This is a genomic window from Streptomyces sp. PSU-S4-23 (assembly GCF_055632315.1).
Genome location: NZ_JBVMUU010000002.1, coordinates 4,035,278 through 4,053,798, shown reverse-complemented (window position 1 = coordinate 4,053,798; position 18,521 = coordinate 4,035,278). Strand labels below are relative to the sequence as shown.

General features: G+C 70.7%; 16 protein-coding genes. 8 read left to right on the top strand and 8 right to left on the bottom strand.

Annotated elements, in window-relative coordinates:
- Positions 1 to 229: 229 nt before the first annotated feature.
- The 4 genes from ACZ79I_RS18520 to ACZ79I_RS18505 all read left to right on the top strand — a co-directional run bounded on the left by ACZ79I_RS18520 (position 230) and on the right by ACZ79I_RS18505 (position 6,351).
- Positions 230 to 1,021: a hypothetical protein gene (locus tag ACZ79I_RS18520; RefSeq protein ID WP_471498624.1), complete on the top strand. Its 792-nt coding sequence runs from the start codon at positions 230 to 232 to the stop codon at positions 1,019 to 1,021.
- Between the two features lie 15 nt (positions 1,022 to 1,036).
- Complete coding sequence (locus ACZ79I_RS18515) at positions 1,037 to 3,343, top strand: bifunctional polysaccharide deacetylase/glycosyltransferase family 2 protein (protein ID WP_471498623.1); 2,307 nt, start codon at positions 1,037 to 1,039, stop codon at positions 3,341 to 3,343.
- Positions 3,344 to 3,620: 277 nt separating this feature from the next.
- Entirely contained in the window at positions 3,621 to 5,717 is a 2,097-nt protein-coding gene (locus tag ACZ79I_RS18510) for a transglycosylase domain-containing protein (RefSeq protein ID WP_471498622.1), read from the top strand.
- Positions 5,718 to 5,865: 148 nt separating this feature from the next.
- Positions 5,866 to 6,351 (top strand): hypothetical protein, encoded by a 486-nt coding sequence (locus tag ACZ79I_RS18505; RefSeq protein WP_471498621.1) that lies wholly within the window; start codon positions 5,866 to 5,868, stop codon positions 6,349 to 6,351.
- A gap of 153 nt (positions 6,352 to 6,504) precedes the next feature.
- Here the strand turns inward: ACZ79I_RS18505 and ACZ79I_RS18500 are convergent, their stop codons facing one another.
- From ACZ79I_RS18500 to ACZ79I_RS18490, 3 genes are all read right to left on the bottom strand, one after another.
- Positions 6,505 to 6,978: a DUF6114 domain-containing protein gene (locus ACZ79I_RS18500; RefSeq protein ID WP_471498620.1), complete on the bottom strand. Its 474-nt coding sequence runs from the start codon at positions 6,976 to 6,978 to the stop codon at positions 6,505 to 6,507.
- Between the two features lie 18 nt (positions 6,979 to 6,996).
- Positions 6,997 to 7,620, bottom strand: coding sequence for a DUF6230 family protein (locus tag ACZ79I_RS18495; protein ID WP_471498619.1), 624 nt, complete (start codon positions 7,618 to 7,620; stop codon positions 6,997 to 6,999).
- Between the two features lie 379 nt (positions 7,621 to 7,999).
- Positions 8,000 to 8,173 carry a hypothetical protein gene (locus ACZ79I_RS18490; protein ID WP_471498618.1) on the bottom strand — a complete coding sequence of 58 codons (174 nt, stop codon included), beginning with the start codon at positions 8,171 to 8,173 and terminating at the stop codon, positions 8,000 to 8,002.
- Between the two features lie 1,096 nt (positions 8,174 to 9,269).
- On the opposite strand from ACZ79I_RS18490, the gene ACZ79I_RS18485 reads away from it, so the two are divergent.
- Positions 9,270 to 10,514, top strand: coding sequence for an IS256 family transposase (locus tag ACZ79I_RS18485; RefSeq protein WP_471496683.1), 1,245 nt, complete (start codon positions 9,270 to 9,272; stop codon positions 10,512 to 10,514).
- Positions 10,515 to 10,640: 126 nt separating this feature from the next.
- Positions 10,641 to 10,865, top strand: a complete 225-nt coding sequence (locus ACZ79I_RS18480) for an NUDIX domain-containing protein (RefSeq protein ID WP_471498617.1) — start codon at positions 10,641 to 10,643, stop codon at positions 10,863 to 10,865.
- 470 nt (positions 10,866 to 11,335) lie between these two features.
- On the opposite strand, the gene ACZ79I_RS18475 is transcribed toward ACZ79I_RS18480, so the two are convergent.
- Positions 11,336 to 12,061, bottom strand: coding sequence for a dienelactone hydrolase family protein (locus ACZ79I_RS18475; protein ID WP_471498616.1), 726 nt, complete (start codon positions 12,059 to 12,061; stop codon positions 11,336 to 11,338).
- 718 nt (positions 12,062 to 12,779) lie between these two features.
- On the opposite strand from ACZ79I_RS18475, the gene ACZ79I_RS18470 reads away from it, so the two are divergent.
- Positions 12,780 to 13,346: a dihydrofolate reductase family protein gene (locus tag ACZ79I_RS18470; RefSeq protein ID WP_316763753.1), complete on the top strand. Its 567-nt coding sequence runs from the start codon at positions 12,780 to 12,782 to the stop codon at positions 13,344 to 13,346.
- Between the two features lie 125 nt (positions 13,347 to 13,471).
- On the opposite strand, the gene ACZ79I_RS18465 is transcribed toward ACZ79I_RS18470, so the two are convergent.
- On the bottom strand, positions 13,472 to 14,035 hold the full coding sequence (locus ACZ79I_RS18465; protein WP_471498615.1) for a DinB family protein: 564 nt from the start codon (positions 14,033 to 14,035) through the stop codon (positions 13,472 to 13,474).
- Between the two features lie 250 nt (positions 14,036 to 14,285).
- Entirely contained in the window at positions 14,286 to 15,047 is a 762-nt protein-coding gene (locus tag ACZ79I_RS18460; protein ID WP_471498614.1) for a phosphoglyceromutase, read from the bottom strand.
- A gap of 175 nt (positions 15,048 to 15,222) precedes the next feature.
- Here ACZ79I_RS18460 and ACZ79I_RS18455 point away from each other — a divergent pair, with 175 nt between their 5' ends.
- On the top strand, positions 15,223 to 16,476 hold the full coding sequence (locus ACZ79I_RS18455; protein WP_471498613.1) for an MDR family MFS transporter: 1,254 nt from the start codon (positions 15,223 to 15,225) through the stop codon (positions 16,474 to 16,476).
- 72 nt (positions 16,477 to 16,548) lie between these two features.
- Here the strand turns inward: ACZ79I_RS18455 and ACZ79I_RS18450 are convergent, their stop codons facing one another.
- Positions 16,549 to 17,049 carry a type III secretion system chaperone family protein gene (locus ACZ79I_RS18450; protein WP_471498612.1) on the bottom strand — a complete coding sequence of 167 codons (501 nt, stop codon included), beginning with the start codon at positions 17,047 to 17,049 and terminating at the stop codon, positions 16,549 to 16,551.
- Positions 17,050 to 17,151: 102 nt separating this feature from the next.
- Positions 17,152 to 18,492: a D-inositol-3-phosphate glycosyltransferase gene (mshA, locus tag ACZ79I_RS18445; RefSeq protein ID WP_471498611.1), complete on the bottom strand. Its 1,341-nt coding sequence runs from the start codon at positions 18,490 to 18,492 to the stop codon at positions 17,152 to 17,154.
- Positions 18,493 to 18,521 lie beyond the last annotated feature (29 nt).

The window sequence follows — 18,521 nt, the reverse complement described above, 5'->3', positions numbered from 1 at the left end:
TCCTTCGCCGTGAGTCGTTCACTGGGCGGACGCCCGGCGGGAAAGCTAGCCCCGGTCCACTGACGCCCTGTGTCAGTGGACCGGGGCTCATGTCATCCGGGCGACGAGGAACCGACGGGGTTCGGTCGCCCGGCCCGGGGCGGGGTGTAACACTTCCGGCCGAGTTCGCTCTCTTATTCCGGTTGACCGAGTCGGTCGGCCAGGACAGGGGGCACGACTCGTGCAGTGTGTGGACGGAAGCGTCGGAGCGTACGGCGAGGATCCGTACGGCGGCGCCGGGTACGCGTCCGGGTATGCGTACCCGTACGCGTACGACCACGCGTCTCCGTACGCGTACGACGACGCCTACCCGTACGCCTACGACCAGGCGCACCCGGACCCGTACCCAGACCCGGACCCGTACCCGGACCCGTACCCGGACCCGTACCCGGACCCGTACGCGCCCGACCACGGCCGCGGTGCCGCCACCGGCCAGGCGACGGCCGTGGTGGCGTGGGACGTTTCCCACGCCGACGCCCCCGACGTGCCGCCTTTCGCCGTGCCGCCCCCGGAACCCGACGCGTCCGGCCATGCCGTACCGGTCCCGGCCGAGCCGGAGGGCGAGCCGGCGCGGCCCGTCTTCGTCGACTCCTCGGGGCGGCGCCAGCGCCGCGTGCTGCGCGCCGCCCGGCTGCTGGTGATCCCCGCCGGCGGCTACGTCGCCCTGCTGATCAGCACCGTGCTGGGCGGCCCCAGCCTCAGCTCGCCGTTCGTCCCGCAGCCGGACTCCCCGCACCCGGCCGAGGCTCCCGCGGCCGTGCCCGACTCCTCCCCCGGCACCGGCCCCTCCGCAGGGAGCGCGAGCCCCACGGAGGCGCGGAAGCCCTCCCGACCTCCCACCGACGGGCCGACGGCCTCGGCCACCCCTGTGGCCACGTCCGCGCCCACCGCGGCGTCCACCGGCATCACGTCCCCGACCCTGGCCCCGGCCCCCACCGCGAAGGGCCGCGCGATCGGCTCGTCCCACAATCCCGTGAAGTGATCCGAGGCCCCTGACGTGACCAACCGCCGCCGCACCGCACCCCCTCGCCACAGCCGCACCAGCCAGATCACACCCCGCACCCACTGGCTGCTGCTGATCGTGCTCGCGGTCACCCTCTCGGCGGCCCTCCTGCTGCAGGGCTACACCCACCACATGTTCGGCGTCACCGCGGACGACGTGACCGGCGCCCGCGGCCGCCACGGCACGGTGCCCGGCCCGGTGCTCCACGGCGGCCCCGTGATCGCGAACGCCGCCGCCTCCCCGCACACCGCCCGGGTGAGGCCCCGCACCATCGCGCTGACCTTCGACGACGGCCCGGACCCCGTCTGGACCCCGCGGATCCTGGACGTGCTGCGCCGCAACCATGTGCACGCGACCTTCTTCGTCGTCGGAACCCAGGTCGTCGCCCACCCCGAGCTGGTCCGCCGGATCCTCGCCGACGGCCACCAGATCGGCATCCACACCTTCACCCACCCCGACCTCACCCGGCTCGCCCCGTGGCAGCGCTCCCTGGAGCTGCGCGAGACGCAGCTGGCGGTGGCGGGTGCCGCGGGCGTCACCACAGCACTGCTGAGGCCCCCGTTCTCCTCGGGGAACGGGGCCCTGGACGACGCCGACTGGTCCGTGCTCCGGCAGGCCGGCGCGGCAGGCTATGTCACGGTGCTCGCCACCCGGGAGGCCGAGGACTGGCGTCGTCCCGGCGTGGACCGCATCCTCGCCCGTGTGACCCCGCGGGGCGACGCCGGGCAGATCGTGCTGATGCACGACGGCGGCGGGGACCGGGCGCAGACCGTTGCGGCCCTGGGCGCCCTGATACCACGGCTCAGGACGCGGGGCTTCGCCTTCGCGACGGTCGGCGACGCGGTCGGCATGGCGCCACCCGTCCGGCCCGCCGGGACCGGAGACCATCTGCAGGGGCTGGCCCTCATCCGGGTGCTGCAGGGCGGCGACCGGGTCGTGTGGCTGCTGGGCCTGCTGATGTACGCGGCCGGAGCGATCAGCGTGCTGCGCGCGGTGGTCGTGCTCATCGCCGCCCGGCGGCACCGGCGCCTGCGGACGAGGCGCCGGGGCCGTCCCTGGGGCCCGCAGGTGACCGAGCCGGTCAGCGTCATCGTCCCCGCGTACAACGAGAGCGCCGGGATCGAGGCGGCCGTACGCTCACTGCTCGCCTCGGACCACCCGGTCGAGGTCGTCGTGGTGGACGACGGTTCGACCGACGGCACCGCCGACCTGGTGGAATCGCTGCGTCTGCCGGTGCGGGTGATCCGGCAGCGGAACGCCGGCAAGCCCGCCGCGCTCAACACCGGGCTCGCCGCCGCCACCTGGGACCTGGTGGTCATGGTCGACGGCGACACCGTCTTCGAACCCGACACCGTCCGCACGCTCGTGCAGCCCTTCGCCGACCCCCGCGTGGGCGCCGTCTCGGGCAACGCCAAGGTCGTCAACCGCGGTGGCCTGCTCGGCCGCTGGCAGCACATCGAGTACGTGGTCGGGTTCAACCTCGACCGCCGTCTGTTCGACCTCGCCGAGTGCATGCCGACCGTGCCGGGCGCGGTCGGTGCGTTCCGCCGCCGGGCGCTGCTGGACCTCGGCGGTGTCAGCGACGCCACCCTCGCCGAGGACACCGACCTCACCATGGCCCTGGGCCGCGCCGGCTGGCGCGTGGTGTACGAGGAGGGCGCGAGGGCGTGGACGGAGGCGCCCGCGTCGCTGAACGCCCTCTGGCGGCAGCGGTACCGCTGGTGCTACGGCACCCTGCAGGCGATGTGGAAGCACCGCGGGGCGCTGGTGCAGCGCGGCGCCTCGGGGAAGCTGGGCCGTCGGGGACTGGTCTATCTGCTGCTCTTCCAGGTGCTGTTGCCCCTGCTCGCCCCCGTCGTGGACGTCTTCGCCCTCTACGGGCTGGTCTTTCTCGACCCGGTCCGGATCACCGGACTCTGGCTCGCCTTCCTGCTGCTGCAGCTCGTGATGGGCCTGTACGCCTTCCGCCTGGACGGAGAGCGGCCCGGCCCGCTGTGGAGCCTGCCACTGCAGCAGTTCGTCTACCGGCAGCTGATGTACCTGGTGGTGATCCAGTCCGTCTTCACCGCCGTGTCCGGCTCACGGCTGCGGTGGCAGCGCATGGAGCGGTACGGCAGCCTGCGGGCCCCGGCGGCCACGGAGGCCCCGAGGGACGACCGCACTCCGCCGGAGCCCGCCGCCCCGCATCCGGGCCCGTACGACGTTCTTGCGCACCCGGCCCCGTACGACGCGCTCCCGCACCCGGCCCCGTACGACGGCGTCCGTCTGCCCGCATCGCACGAACCGACGCAGTGGTACTGAGCGGTACCGAGCGGTACCGAGCGGTACCGAGCGGTACCGAGTGGTAACGAGAGGACAGTGATCCGAGCCCATGAGTGGACACCGGCGCCGACCGCCGCAGCGCCCCATCGCCGGCAACCGTGCCGCGGGTGACCATGCCACAAGCCGCCGCGGCTCACGGCACCGCACCCGCGAACCGGGCGGGTCACGCCGCGCCCGGAGAGGGGCGCCGCAGAATAGACGATGGATCGACTACCCGCGCGGGGGCAGGACGGGCCCGCGCCGCTGGCTGCCGTCGGTGCGCCAGCTGCTGGCGCTCTTCCTGCTCTGCTTCGGCGGCACCGCGGCGGCCATCGGGTACGCCTACGCCACGGTCACCATCCCCGACCCGAATCCCTCGACGCTGCTGCAGAACAACGTCTACTACTGGTCCGACGGCACCGTCCTGGCGACCGACGGCAGCATCAACCGGCAGAACGTCAGCCTCTCGCAGGTGCCCGCGGATGTGCAGTGGGACTTCATCGCCGCGGAGAACTCGTCCTTCTACACCGACCCGGGCATCGACCCGGAAGGCATCCTCCGCGCCCTGGTCCACATGGCCGAGGGCGGCTCCGTCCAGTCGGGATCGACGATCACCCAGCAGTTCGTCAAGAACACCTACCTCGACCAGTCGCAGACGATCTCACGCAAGTTCAAGGAACTGCTGATCTCTTCGAAGATCGGCGCCGTGATGACCAAGCAGCAGATCCTCCAGGGATACCTGAACACCTGCTTCTTCGGCCGCCAGGCCAACGGCATCCAGGCCGCCGCCCGCATGTACTACGACCTCCCGGTGGAGAAGCTCGACGCGAGCCAGGGAGCCTTTCTCGCCGCGGCGGTCAACGAGCCGAGCCTCTTCCAGTACGCGGACTCCGAACCCACCGCCAGGGCACGGGCGGAAGCACGCTGGTCCTGGGTACTCGACCGCATGGTGACGACGGGCAGACTGACGCCCGGGCAGCGGGCCCGCTACGCGGCCGACGGCTTCCCGGTGCCCAGGAAGTGGACCCCCGGTTCGGGGTTCACCGGCCAGACCGGCTACCTGGTCCAGCTCGCCAAGTCGTACGCCGAGGCGCACAACCCGGCCATCACCGACAGCAGCCTGAGCCGGGGCGGCTACCAGATCCACACCACCTTCGACAGGAAGAAGACGGCGGAACTGTCCCGGGCCGTCGCACGGGTGCGCAAGGAACGGCTCGACCCCGCCCACCGGCCGGTCGACCGGGACGTCCAGGTCGGAGCCGCCTCGGTGGAGCCCACGACCGGCAGGATCCTGGCCGTCTACGGCGGCTCCGGCTACGACCAGGCCCACTACTCCGACAACGCCGACACCTCCGGCGTCCCGGTCGGCTCGACCTTCAAACCCGTCGTCCTCGCCGCCGCGCTCCAGCACGGAGCCGTACTGAGCCCGGGCCGGGCCCCGCAGCCGATCACCCCGGCCAGCACGTTCAACGGCGACGACGGCATCAAGATCAAGGATCAGCAGGGCAACTACGTCACGGACACCAACGACCCGACCGGGCTCCTCCACCAGCACAACGACACCGACCAGCGCTGGGGCTACATCGACCTGCGCAAGGCGATGGAGCAGTCCGTCAACACGCCGTACGTGCAACTGGGGGAGTACGTCGGCTACGGGAACGTGGCGAAGACGGCGGAAGCCCTCGGCCTGCGCCCCGGCAGCCTCGCCGCTTCCAGCGCCGGCTTCTACATCGGCACCTCCACCCCCAGTGCGATCCGGATGGCGGGCGTCTACGCGACCTTCGCCGCCAGCGGGACGCAGACCACCCCGTACTCGGTGACCGGGGTGACCCACGACGGCACGGCACTGCCCGGCTTCACCGCCCCCGCCCCCGTACGGGCCCTGCCGGCGGCGGTCGCCGACAACGTGACCGACGTGCTCCGGGGCGTCATCGCCCGCGGCACCGGCACCAAGGCGCAGGCCCTCGGCAGGACCGCGGCAGGCAAGACCGGAACCACCGACGACTTCCGCTCAGCCTGGTTCGTCGGCTACACCCGCCAACTCGCGACCTCCGTCGTCCTCTTCCGAGAGGACCCGAAGAATCCGCAGTTGCAGTCCCTGATAGGCGTCGGCGGCCTGCAGAAGGTGTTCGGCGGCGACATCCCCACCGAGATCTGGGCCGAGTACATGCGCCAGGCCCTCGCCGGCCTGCCCGACGTCCCCTTCCCCGCACCGGCCCCCCTGGGCCACGGCACCGACGAACCCGGCGCCCCCTCACCGTCCGCGTCCACGCCCCCCGGCAAACGCCCCGGCAGCACCGGCAAGAAGACACCGACCACCACCCAGCACACCCCGACGACCCGAACCACATGCCACCACCGCAAGTGCCGCTGATCGCCCGACACGACGCAGCGGCACACGGCCGCTGCGCGGAGCGCCGACACGGCGACAATCACAGAACGGTCACCTCTCACACGACCCCTCCACATTCCGTCCCGCCGGGCACTACGGTCGCTCCACCCGATCGCGCTGGGGGGACGAGATGGCCGATCCGTACACCACACCCATGCCGCCGGCGCCACGCCGGCCCGACACCCGCCCGCTCCGCAAGCGCAAGCGCGTGTGGCTCGGCGGCTCGGGCCTGTTCCTCGCGGGCGCGCTCATCGCCGGCGCCGGGAACAGCGAAGAGCAGCCCGTCGGGGCCGGAGTCAAGCCCGCCACGACCGTAACCGCGACCGTGACGGCCACGCCCAGGCCCGGCCCGACCGTCACCGAGACCGTCAAGGCCGAGGCCAGGCCCGGTCCGACGGTCACCGTCACCAGGACGGCCACCGCCGAGGCGGCCGACACCGGAAGCAGCGGCCAGGACGGCATCGGCACCTGCTCGATCGTCTCCAACGCGGGGAACTGCTACTCGGCGGGGCAGTACTGCCGCAACAGCGACCACGGCGCCGTCACGACCACCGAGAGCGGCGCACGGATCAAGTGCACGTACCGCTCGAACGCGTGGCGGTGGACCTACGCCTGACGCGCTCGCTGCGGAGGGATTTCGTCGAGCCACGCCACCGGCCCGCCGAAGACCCCCTCCTGACGGTTCCCGCACCTCCCGGCCATGCTGACGACAGGCCGTATGTCCTCACCGATCTCACCGACCTCACCGACCTCACCGATCGCACCGATCTCACCGATCGCACCGATGGCACCGATCGGCGTCGGCGCGGGGCGGCTGCGACTCGGCGCCGCTCGCGGGCGGGGTCCAGGCACAGGCCAGGGAACCGCCGACCAGACCGGAGAAGAGCCCGAGGAACAGCCCCCCGAAGTTCGCGACGGGGAACGAGACGAGGGCGAGCAGCAGGGCCGCGATCCCGGCGAACATGCGAACCTGCTGCTGGAACCAGAGGGAGACGCCCAGGACCATGAGCAGAACCCCGATGATCAGGGAACCCGCCCCGGACGTGGTCGCCAGCGCCAGGACGACTCCGTCCAGAGACAGGTGCGCGTAAGGGACGTACATGATGGGCAGCCCCGCCGTGAACGTGAACAGCCCTGCCCAGAAGGGCCGTTCGCCCCGCCAGACCCTGAATCCGCGTCGGACGCCGACGACCGTGGGGGGTGGTCCCGAGCGTCTGCCTCTGCCGAGAGAATCCAAGAACACGTGTGCTCCCTGTGGGGGTCAGAAGCAGTTACGACGACCCCGCTCAAGCCGCAGGCTGAGGCCGGGAACGCTGAACGTGCTGGCCGAGACCGCGACCGAGGTCACGCGCACGTCCTTGAGGAAGACCGTCTCCGCCTGCGACGCGAAGGCGTTGGGGTCGAAGAACCGCGAGTGCCTGTCCCCGGGGCTGACCGGTCCCTTGCTGACCGCACCCGCCGCCACGCCGAGGTCGATGTTCTGGGAGATCGACTCACCGGCCGACAAGGAGGTCGCGTCGATGAACAGGTTCGTCGCCTCGACCTGGCGCCGTTCTCCCCCGGTGAGCACCAGGGTGTACGAACCCAGCACCGGGATCGGGACCTCCACGGATGTGCACAGCCCGCTGATACGGGCATGCCGGAACCCCTGGACCACGACCGGTACGAGCGTGCCCTTCCTGGCCACGTCGATCACGGGGTAGATGCTCTGGCCACGGGCGCGCAGCGTGTCCGCGGCGATCTGGAACTTCTGGCCGGAGATGAAGAACGACGCGGCCAGCGCTCCTTGGGCCATGCCGATACCGAGAGCCGTGGCGGCGACCAGACCCGAGAGGAGGACAACGGCGAAGCGTTTCCAGCAGGTCCTGCCGGAGCGGTGACGCATCCCGCCTCCTCCGTCGCACAGGTGGCCCTGTCCCCGTCGGAACAAAAAGGGCAAATTTGGGTAAAAGTGCCGGTGACGGAGTCTAGACTTCCGGACATGAACGCCGACGGCACATCAGGTCCGCCGGCCGGGTGGTGTGCCGCTCGGCATCTGTCTCCGCCGCTCACCTGCGGCCTGCCCTGGCCGCCGTGACGCTCTGGGGGGTGCGCAGCGTCCGAAACCCCCTCGATGGAGAACCCGCAGGCGGGAGGCTTGATCGGCTGGGCTCCCGGTTGGGCTGCCTCGCGCGGCCCGGAGGCGGGCCCGGCCTGGCCGGATGTGCCGCCGACACTCGACGTGCTCCGCCTCGCCTGAATCCCCGTCCCTTACACTTTCGCCGTCACACAAAGTGAGGGGCGATGTGAGAAGCGTGATTGAAGCGCTGCGCCCGCGGCGCCCTCTTGTGCTCGGCGTGGTGCTGGCCGTCGCGCTCGTAGCGCAGTCGGCTGCACTCATCGCCCAGCAAATGCAGATCGACAGTCTGCAGACACAGCCCGTCGACCTGCGAGAACACCTCAAGCCTGGTCCCCCCGGTCCGTCCGGCCCCTCCGGTCCTCCCGGTCCGGCCGGCCCCCTCGGCCCACCAGGTGAGGACGGGACGGACGGGAAAGACGGGCAGGACGGGCAGAACGGGCAGGATGGTCAGAACGGCCAGAACGGCCAGGATGCTCTCGTTCCGCCGGGGTCGGCTAGACCTAGACCTCGGCCGTAGCGGGAATGCAGGGTCGGGGCGCTCCCTGGCAGCTCCTCCGTCATGCACCGCGGAGGGTTTTCTGCCCTCGGGGTGCCGAAGTCGCGCCTTGGGCAAGTGAATACTGTTCCGCGTGCTCGCCTGGGCTTCGCCCGTGACGTGCTTCAGTGCCTCCGTGCAGGGATCGGCGGCCTCGGGGCGTTCGAGGTCGCCCTGGGGCAGACACTCGACGCGGTGGTCCACCTCCCCCGAGGACTCGCCGTTTACACTGTCTCGGTCACACAGCGTGAGGAACAGCGTGAGAGGCGTGAATGAGGCGTTGCGTAGCCCGCGGCGCCGCCCTGTGCTCGGCGCAGTGCTGAGTGTCGTGGTCGTTGCGCAGTCAGCTGTGCTCGTCGCCCACCAACAGCAGATCGACGAACTCCGAGCACGGCGCATCGACCTCCAGGCGAACGGCATCGAGCACGGTCCCCCGGGGCCGCCCGGCCCCTCCGGTCCCTCTGGTCCGCCCGGACCTGCCGGCCCGACAGGTAGAGCGGGGCGGGACGGGAGGGACGGTCATCACGGCAGGAGGGGGCATGACGGAAGGAGAGGGAAGGACGGCGAGGACGGGCAAGTCATTGTCGCGGGGCCATCGCCGGACGGGACCGACCAGACGATGTCCAACCATTGCCTGACCGGACGGGGCACCCCGCAGGTGCAGACGACGCAATCCCACCCGCCGCAGCGCCGACGCGAGTGCTCATCGGGCCGGTGACCGGATCGCGTCCCGTGAAGTGGTGTAGTCGGGCAGGGTTCCGGAACGCGCGGGTGTCTGCCCGGGGGCGTGCATCCGTTGGCGGTGCATGCTCCCTGAACAAGGGCAGGCCATCGCGCAAGTCTCTCTGGTGAACGGGCAGTTCGACCGGAGGAGCACGCGATGGCCTTGTCCCAGTCTGAGCTGATGCGGCTGCTGGAGTCACTACGTCGGGCCGAGGGAGTTGAAGCAATCAGGGTGGTGTGCGAGCGCATCCTGCAGGAGCTGATCGAGGCCGAGGCCACCGAGGTGATCGGTGCCGCGCCGCGCGAGCACTCCGAGACGCGCACGACCTGGCGCAACGGACACCGGGAGAGGCTGCTGACCACGCAGGCCGGCGACCTGGACCTGAAGATTCCGAAGGTGCGCAGCGGGTCGTTCTTCCCGTCGCTGCTGGAACGCCGGCGGCGGATAGACCGGGCGTTGTTCGCCGTGGTGATGGAGGCATATGTGCACGGTGTCTCGACCCGCTCGGTCGATGACCTGGTCAAAGCCCTGGGGGCGGACAGCGGGATCTCCAAGTCCGAGGTCTCCCGCATCTGCGGCGAGCTGGACGCCGAGCTGACCGCGTTCAAGGAGCGGCCGCTGGATCACACCGTCTTCCCGTACGTCTTCCTGGACGCGACCTACTGCAAGGCGCGGGTGAATCACCGGATCGCATCGCAGGCCGTGGTGATCGCGACCGGGATCTCCGCCACGGGGCACCGGGAGATCCTCGGGCTGATGGTCGGCGACAGTGAGTCGAAGCCGTTCTGGACGAAGTTCCTGCGGTCGCTGCGGGCCCGTGGCCTGGAGAACGTCCAGCTGGTGATCTCCGACAGCCACAGCGGGCTGGTGGCCGCGATCCGCACCGTCTTCCTCGGCGCGGCCTGGCAACGGTGCCGGGTGCACTTCGTCCGGGACGTGTTCTCGGTGATCGAGAGGGGTTCTGGGGAGATGGTTGCCGCCACCATCCGCACCATCTTCGCGCAGACCACCGGCGAGCAGGTGCGCAGCCAGCTGAACGTGGTCGCCGACATGCTCGGGCGGCAGTTCCCACAGGTCAAGACGATGCTGCTGGATGCGGCGGTGGACATCACCGCATTCGCCGACTTCCCGCCGGCGCACTGGAAGAAGATATGGTCGACCAACCCGCTGGAGCGGCTGAACCGGGAGATCAAACGGCGGGCCGATGTTGTCCAGGTCTTCCCCAATCCCACCGCCCTGGACCGGCTGGCCGCCGCGGTGCTGGCCGAACTCCACGACGAGTGGCAGGTCTTCGACCGCCGCTACCTCTCCGAAGCCTCCATGGCCGAGCTCTTCACCACCAAGCCGACCGAACCCGAACCGCAGATCACCCCACAACCGGAACCGAAACAGCTGCCCTGACTACACCACCCCGTGGGACATGACCGGTGACCGGTCGGGCCTGCCTCGTGCCGGGAACGGGTCTGCGGACTCCTTCGTCCCGAACTGCTGTCTCCTCGCCGGGGTGGGCGCACTGTCGTCGCGTACATGAAGGTCCGTCACAACGTTCGAGCGGTTCTGTTCGATGGCGGTCAGCTGGTGTTCCTGCGCCGAGGATGGCCGGGCGGCGCCTCCTACCACACGACCGTCGGTGGGGGCGTTGACGCTGAGGACGCCGACTTTGAAGCGGCTCTACGCCGCGAAGTGATGGAAGAGATCGGTGCCACGATCGGCACTCGCCGGTGCGAGTCGCGTTGGACGCGTCAGTCGTGAGAGCGCTCGAACTCCATCCGCCCGAACTCGCCAACCACCTACGGGAACACGTCGAGAATTGGGGTGGCTGAGAGGCGGCGCTACTCGACGGGTCTCGTAGAGGCGACCCCTCAGTCTGTTGCCGTTGCCCGTCGGGAGCGCCCCCGCCGGGTGCAGGGGCCGCTTCGGCTGACGGCGGGGCGCCCTGGATGCGGTCCGTCTGAACCTCAGCCGACGACAGTCGGCCACGACGGTGGGTCAGCCAACCGACCGGGCCGCGCTGATCGGTGGCGGAACGATGTTCCGACCTCGGCGGATCCGTGGCGCAGTCCCCGCTGCTCCCTGCTCACCACTGCGGCGAAGCCACTCAGTCAGAGCCTGTGAACAAACCCCCGCCTGCGCAGCGGCGTCCGGCACGCACGCTCGCGGCGTTTGCGAAAAGCCCCGTTCGACCGGCTGGTTGCGGTCCAGGATCGTGGTTGCCGACCAGATCACTCCGTTATGGGCAGGCACTCGGCGAGCAGGTCGACGATGTCCCGCCAAGCTCGCTGCGCGTGCTGCGGGTGGTAGCCGACCCCTGGGAGCACGGTGTGGTCGACCGGCGGGTGATGGAAGGCGTGCAAGGCGCCGCCATAGACCACGAGGCGCCAGTCGACGCCCGCAGCCTGCATCTCGGCGGTGAATGCGTCCCGTTGCGCGGGCGGCATGATCGGGTCTTCCGACCCGACCCCGGCCCACACCGGGCAGTGAATGCGCGCCGTCTCGCCTGGTCGGCCCGTGGTCAGTCCGTTGACTGTCGCGATCGCGCGCAGGTCGACGCCGTCGCGCCCGAGTTCCAGCGCGATTGCGCCCCCGGTGCCGTAGCCGACGGCGGCGACCCGGTCCGGGTTGGCCCGCGGCTCGGCGCGGAGCACGTCGAGCGCCGCGTGGCCGATGCCTCGCATCCGGTCGGGGTCGGCGAGCAGCGGCATGCAACGGGCCAGCATCTCCTCAGGGTCGCCCAAATAGCGCCCGCCGTGGAGGTCGAAGGCCAGCGCCACGTATCCCAGCTCGGCGAGCGCATCGGCCCGGCGGCGCTCGACATCGCTGAGCCCCACCCCCTCGGGCCCGACCAAGACCACCGGCCGTCGGTCGACACCGGCCGGGAGCGCGAGGTGCCCGATCATCGTCAGGCCGTCGGCCGCGTATTCGATCGTGCGCGTTGTAACCGTCGTCATGAGCCTGGACTGTAGTGATCGTCGAGCCCGGTCGGGCCGGTGTTCTGCCGGTGGCAGAAGGCAGGTCTCTGGCGTATTCCGGAACCATCCCACGGACCAAACACCCAGTCAGTTCAGAGAAGCCTGCGTCCGCTGCCCGATGCTCTGGCCCGGCCCCGCCCAACGCGATCGTCTGGTGGAGATCCGCGACAACCTTCACGCCCGCATCGCGGAGGCCGAGCGCGAAGGCCGGCTCGGTGAGGTCGAAGGACTCCGTGTCAGCCTCGCCGGCGCCGGGGACAAGCTCGCCCAAATTAACCGCAGGCCCCGCAACGGCGCTGCCGTCGGCCTTGGCCTGCCTACCCCTCCGAGATCAACAGGGGGAAGCGCCATGACCTCCACCTGTACCGCACCGAGGAATCCCGGATCGACCGGGCCCATCTGCCCGGCGAAGTCAGCGGCGACTCCGAGGACTTCACGCATCGGCACGGCGCAGCGACTGGTGGCCGCAAGATCCGCTTGAGCCTCCTGCGACCACAGGAACGGAAACACCGAGATGCCCTGCGAGACAGCGATCGCGCCGTGACTTGCATCTGCAGCAGGCACCGTCCGAGTCGGCCGAGTACACCACGCTGAGCCCCGAGCACGAGGGCTACCGGCGAGCCCAGATCGCGCACCGATGAGTTTCCCGCGCCGCGCTGGTCTATACGCCGGACACCCACGGACGGAAGGCTGGGCCATGCGGAAACTGATCTACGGCATGAACCTGACCCTGGACGGCTACATCGCCGCGGCCGGCGACGACATCGGCTGGAGCGGACCGCCGAGCGACGAGCTGTTCCAGTGGTGGCTCGACCACGAGCAGGCCAGTGGCCTGTCGCTGTATGGGCGCAAGCTGTGGGAGACGATGAGCTCCTACTGGCCGACCGGCGACCAGCAGCCCAACGCCACCCCGGCGGAGATCGAGTTCGCGCGGAACTGGCGGGACACGCCGAAGGTGGTGTTCTCCTCGACGATCGACAAGGTCGACTGGAACACCCGCCTGGTCACCGGCGACGCGATCGCCGAGATCACCCGGCTCAAGGCCGAGGACGGCGGCCCAATGAACATCGGCGGCGCAACGCTCGCCGGGGCGGCCATGCGCGCCGGGCTGATCGACGAGTACGCGATCGCCGCCCATCCGGTCCTGGTGGGCGGCGGCACGCCGTTCTTCACCGCGCTGGACAGCTGGGTGAACCTGAACCTGGTGGAGACGCGGACGTTTCCCGGCGGCGTGGTCCTGACCAGGTACGAGACGAGGCGCTGAGCAGCAGCACCCACGCGCCAGTCTCGGCAGTGCCAGACCTTCTTGAGCGCCTGCGGGTCGCAGCGGCCTGTGCGGGCAGCATCTCCATTCGGAGCGTCACGGAGTCCACGTAAGCTACCGAAAAGTCATATTCGGTGCGGTACGGCTCCGTCCTGCCAGCGGTAGAGGTCGCGCAGCAGGGAAATCTCAGCGCTGTGATGGATCAGCTCCCTATTGACGTGCAGGACGATGCCCTCCATGGGAAACCGCTCGGGACCCACCGTGGGCGGATTCTCCAGGTCAGCGTCCGAGAGCGCGCGGACCCCCGCGTTCCATCTCCCGTACATCTCATCGAGCTGTTTCAGCGCCTCGTCAGCGGTCCCCGCGTAGGCGAATGTCTGGGAGTCGACGTCCTGGCCGCCGAAGTGCCATCCGACCCGATAGCCCAGGCACGAGACGATGATGTGTGCCAGCCGCCAGGCAATCGTGGTCACCGGCGCCGGCACCGGGTCAGGGGACGCGGAGTCCATCGTCCACTCCCCCGAACCTGCCGACATCGGTGCGGCCGACGTGCCACGTGGGCGGATGCTCCAGCAGCCGCGCACCGGCTCCCAGAAGTACTCCTCATCGGTAAGACCGTCCAGCCGCGGCCGCAGGTTCTTGCGCCAGTGCCGGTCCAACTGCTCCGCGAGCCGCTCGCTTCTCGTCATTTCCGCACGCTACATGGCCGTGGGCCGCGAGAGCGTACCGCACCGGGAGATGACGCCGGGGGCTGATGTGCCACGGCCGCCGACCGTGAGCGGAGCGAGCCAAAGGGCGGGCGGCCGACTGGCCACGCCGGCGTGCACCGGCCAACAGCCGAGACCGGGCCCGAAAGGCTCTGGTTCCAGGGAGGTTCCAGAGCATGAAAATGCCCCTGACCCGCGCTTCCCGCGCAGGTCAGGGGCATGATCACAAACCCTACTTCTTCTTGCCCTGGTTCTTGACCGCCTCGATCGCTGCCGCGGCCGCCTCCGGGTCCAGGTAGGTGCCGCCGGGGGTGACCGGCTTGAAGTCGGCGTCCAGCTCGTACGACAGGGGGATGCCCGTCGGGATGTTCAGGCCCGCGATGTCGGCGTCCGAGATGCCGTCGAGGTGCTTGACGAGGGCCCGCAGGCTGTTGCCGTGGGCCGCGACCAGGACCGTGCGGCCCGCCAGCAGGTCCGGGACGATGCCGTCGTACCAGTACGGGAGCATGCGGTGGACGACGTCCTTCAGGCACTCGGTCCTGGGGCGCAGCTCCGGCGGGATCGACGCGTAGCGCGGGTCGTCGGACTGGGACCACTCCGTGCCGTCCTCGAGCGGCGGCGGCGGGGTGTCGTAGGACCGGCGCCACAGCATGAACTGCTCCTCGCCGAACTCGGCGAGCGTCTGCGCCTTGTCCTTGCCCTGGAGGGCACCGTAGTGACGCTCGTTCAGGCGCCAGGAGCGGTGGACGGGGATCCAGTGCCGGTCGCAGGACTCCAGCGCGAGCTGCGCGGTGCGGATCGCGCGCTTCTGGAGGGAGGTGTGGACCACGTCAGGCAGCAGGCCGGCGTCCTTCAGCAGCTCACCGCCGCGGACGGCCTCCTTCTCGCCCTTCTCGTTCAGGTTGACGTCCACCCAGCCGGTGAACAGGTTCTTCGCGTTCCACTCGCTCTCGCCGTGGCGGAGGAGGATCAGCTTGTACGGTGCGTCGGCCATGGCCCCGAGCGTAATCGAACCCCCTGATCGCTCGCGCCCGTGCCCGCCTGGCGGACGTCGGCCCGCTCGGCCGTGCGTCGGTTGACGGCATCTGTTAATCGGGTGGCCGCCGGGAGCCCGGTGCTCGTAAGTTGTGGATACCGCTTGAGCCACTTACATCCGTGGGGGACCTCTCATGCCGCTCGCCACCCTCAAACACGCTGCCCGGCAGACCGTCTCCGGTCTCCCACGCGAGTTCTGGTGGCTGTGGACCAGCACGCTCGTCAACCGGCTGGGCGCCTTCGTCGCCACCTTCATGGCCCTGTACCTGACCCTGGAGCGCGGGTACTCCGCCTCGTACGCCGGCCTCGTCGCCTCGCTGCACGGGCTCGGCGGTGTGATCTCCTCCCTCGGCGCGGGCGTGATGACCGACCGGCTCGGGCGGCGGCCGACCCTTCTCGTCGCCCAGTCGTCCACCGCGCTCTCCGTCGCCGTGCTCGGCTTCATGAGCGACCCGGTCGCGATCGCGGCCGTCGCCTTCCTGGTGGGGATGGCGGCCAACGCCTCCCGCCCCGCCGTGCAGGCGATGATGGCCGACATCGTCAGGCCCGAGGACCGGGTCCGCGCCTTCTCCCTCAACTACTGGGCGATCAACCTCGGTTTCGCCGTCTCCTCCGCGGCCGCGGGCTTCGTCGCCGAGGTCAGTTATCTCGCCGGGTTCATGATCGAGGCGGGGATGACGATGCTCTGCGCGGTCGTCGTCTTCGTGAAGCTGCCCGAGTCGCGGCCGGTGCGGGCCGGCAAGGAGACCGCCGCGGACGTGAGTCTGGGCACCGTCCTGCGCGACGGCCGCTTCATGAGCGTGGTCGGTCTGTGCTTCCTCGTCGCGCTCATCTTCCAGCAGGCCTACGTGGGCCTGCCGGTGGCGATGGGCCGGGCCGGGTTCACACCCGCGGACTACGGTATGGCGATCGCCGTCAACGGCGTGCTGATTGTCGTGCTGCAGATCCCGGTCACCCGTGTCATCGAGCACCGCGACCCGCGCCGGCTCCTGGTGGTCTCGTCCCTGCTCGCGGGGTACGGCTTCGGGCTCACCGCCTTCGCCGGGTCGGTCGGCGTCTTCGTGCTGACGGTGTGCGTGTGGACGCTGGCGGAGATCGTCAACGCGCCGACCCAGACCGGTCTCGTCGTGCGCCTCTCCCCGGTGCACGGGCGCGGCCGCTATCAGGGCATGTACACCCTGTCGTGGTCGGTGGCCGCCCTGGTCGGCCCGCTGCTGTCCGGCTTCGTCATCGACCGGTTCGGCGCCGTGTGGCTGTGGGGGTTGTGCGCGGTGGTCGGTACGGGCGCCGCGGTCGGGTATGGGGCGCTGATGGGCCGTCTCCCGGCTCAGGAGCCGGCGGCGGAGGCACGCCTGGAGGCGGCCGGGACCGAGGTCGGCGCGGCCTGAGCGACGCGACGCGACGTGGCGCGACGCGACGTGGCGCGACGCGCCGTTGACGGGCGGCGGGTGTGCCGGGGGTCAGCTCTCGGCGCGCTCGGTGAGATGCCGGAACGCCTCCAGGTTCCGGGTCGGCTCGCCGCGCGACACCCGCCAGGCGTACTCCTTGCGGATCGCGGAGGCGAAGCCCAGTTCCAGAAGGGTGTTGAAACTGCCGTCCGCCGCCTCCAGGACGGAGCCCAGCAGCCGGTCGACCTCGTCCGCGGTGACCGCGGCCAGCGGCAGCCTGCCGGTCAGGTAGATGTCGCCGAGCGGGTCGACGGCGTAACCCACCCCGTACAGCTTGAGGTTGCGTTCCAGCAGCCAGCGGTGCACTCCGGACTCGTTCTCGTCCGGGCGCCGGATCACGAAGGCGTTGAGGGACAGGGAGTGCCTGCCGACGATCAGCGAGACGGTCGTCGACAGCTTGCGCGTCCCGGGGAGCTTCACGACGTACGAGCCCGCCCGCGGACTCTCCCACTCCAGTTCGGCGTCCTTGAGGACCTCTTCGATGACCTGTGCCGCTCGCTGTGCCTCAGACATGCTGGGAGCGTACGCGACGGGTTGCGGCCGCTGCCGGGGCCGGGAGGGCGGCGCGACGGCCGCCGGGCGGGGGCCGCGCGGGTGCCGTGGGCGGTGGGGACGTCAGCCGTGGTGGGTGCGCATCCGGCGCCGGTGGGAATGCATCGCCGCCGTGTACACCTCCGCCGTCGCGGCGGCGGAGGTGCCCCAGCCGAAGGACTCGGCGTGCCGGGCCGCGGCCTCGCCCATGCGGTCGGTCAGTCCCGGGTCGTCGGCGAAGGCGCGCAGCACGTGCGCGTAGGCGGCGGGATTGTGTCCCCGTACGAGGAATCCGGTGCGGCCGTCCCGGACGGCGACCGGCAGCCCGCCGACCGCGGCCGCGAGCACCGGCGTACCGGTGGCCTGCGCCTCGATGGCGACGAGCCCGAAGGACTCGCTGTACGAGGGCATGACCAGCACGGACGCGGCACGGAACCAGTCGGCGAGCTCGTCCTGCCGGACCGGTGGGCAAAAGCGCACGACGTCCGCGATGCCCAGTCGCGCGGCGAGCTTCTGCAGACTTTCCGGCTTGGTGAGACCGCTGCCGCTCGGGCCGCCGACGACGGGGACGACGAGGCGGGAACGCAGTCCGGGGCGCTGGGCGAGGAGTACGGCGACGGCCCGCAGCAGCACGTCGGGCGCCTTGAGCGGCTGTATGCGCCCCGCGAACAGCGGGACGAGCGCGTCCTGGGGAAGCCCGAGCCGGGCCCGGGCGGCGGCCCGGCCGTCGGCGGGGCGGAAGCGCTCCAGGTTCACGCCCGGGTGGACGACGGCGACCTTGGCGGGATCGGCGGCGTAGTGCCGTACGAGTTCGGCGGCTTCCTCGTCGGTGTTGGCGATGAGCCGGTCGGCGGCGGCCACGATCTGTGTCTCGCCGATGACGCGGGCGGCGGGCTCGGGGGTGTCGCCCGCGGCGAGGGCGGCGTTCTTGACCTTGGCCATGGTGTGCATGGCGTGCACCAGGGGGGCGCCCCAGCGCTGGGCGGCGAGCCAGCCGACGTGGCCGGAGAGCCAGTAGTGGGAGTGCACCAGGTCGTAGTGGCCGGGCCGGTGGCCGGCCCACGCCTGCATCACGCCGTGGGTGAAGGCGCACAGCTGGGCGGGGAGGTCCTCCTTGGCGAGGCCCTCGTACGGGCCGGCGTCGACGTGCCGGACGAGGACGCCGGGGACGAGTTCGACGGTCGGCGGCAGCGCGGCCGTGGTCGCGCGGGTGAAGATCTCGACCTCGATGTTGATCTCGGCCAGGCGCCGGGCCAGTTCCACGATGTAGACGTTCATGCCGCCCGCGTCGCCCGTGCCCGGCTGGTGGAGCGGTGAGGTGTGCACGGAGAGCATGGCCACGCGGCGGGGCCTGCGGTGCGGAAGGCGGAGCCGCGGGGGAGCTGCCGGGGAGCGACGCCCGAGCCTGCCGGCGTACTGGCTCACGTGGCGTTCCTCCTTGCTGGGGGCATGCT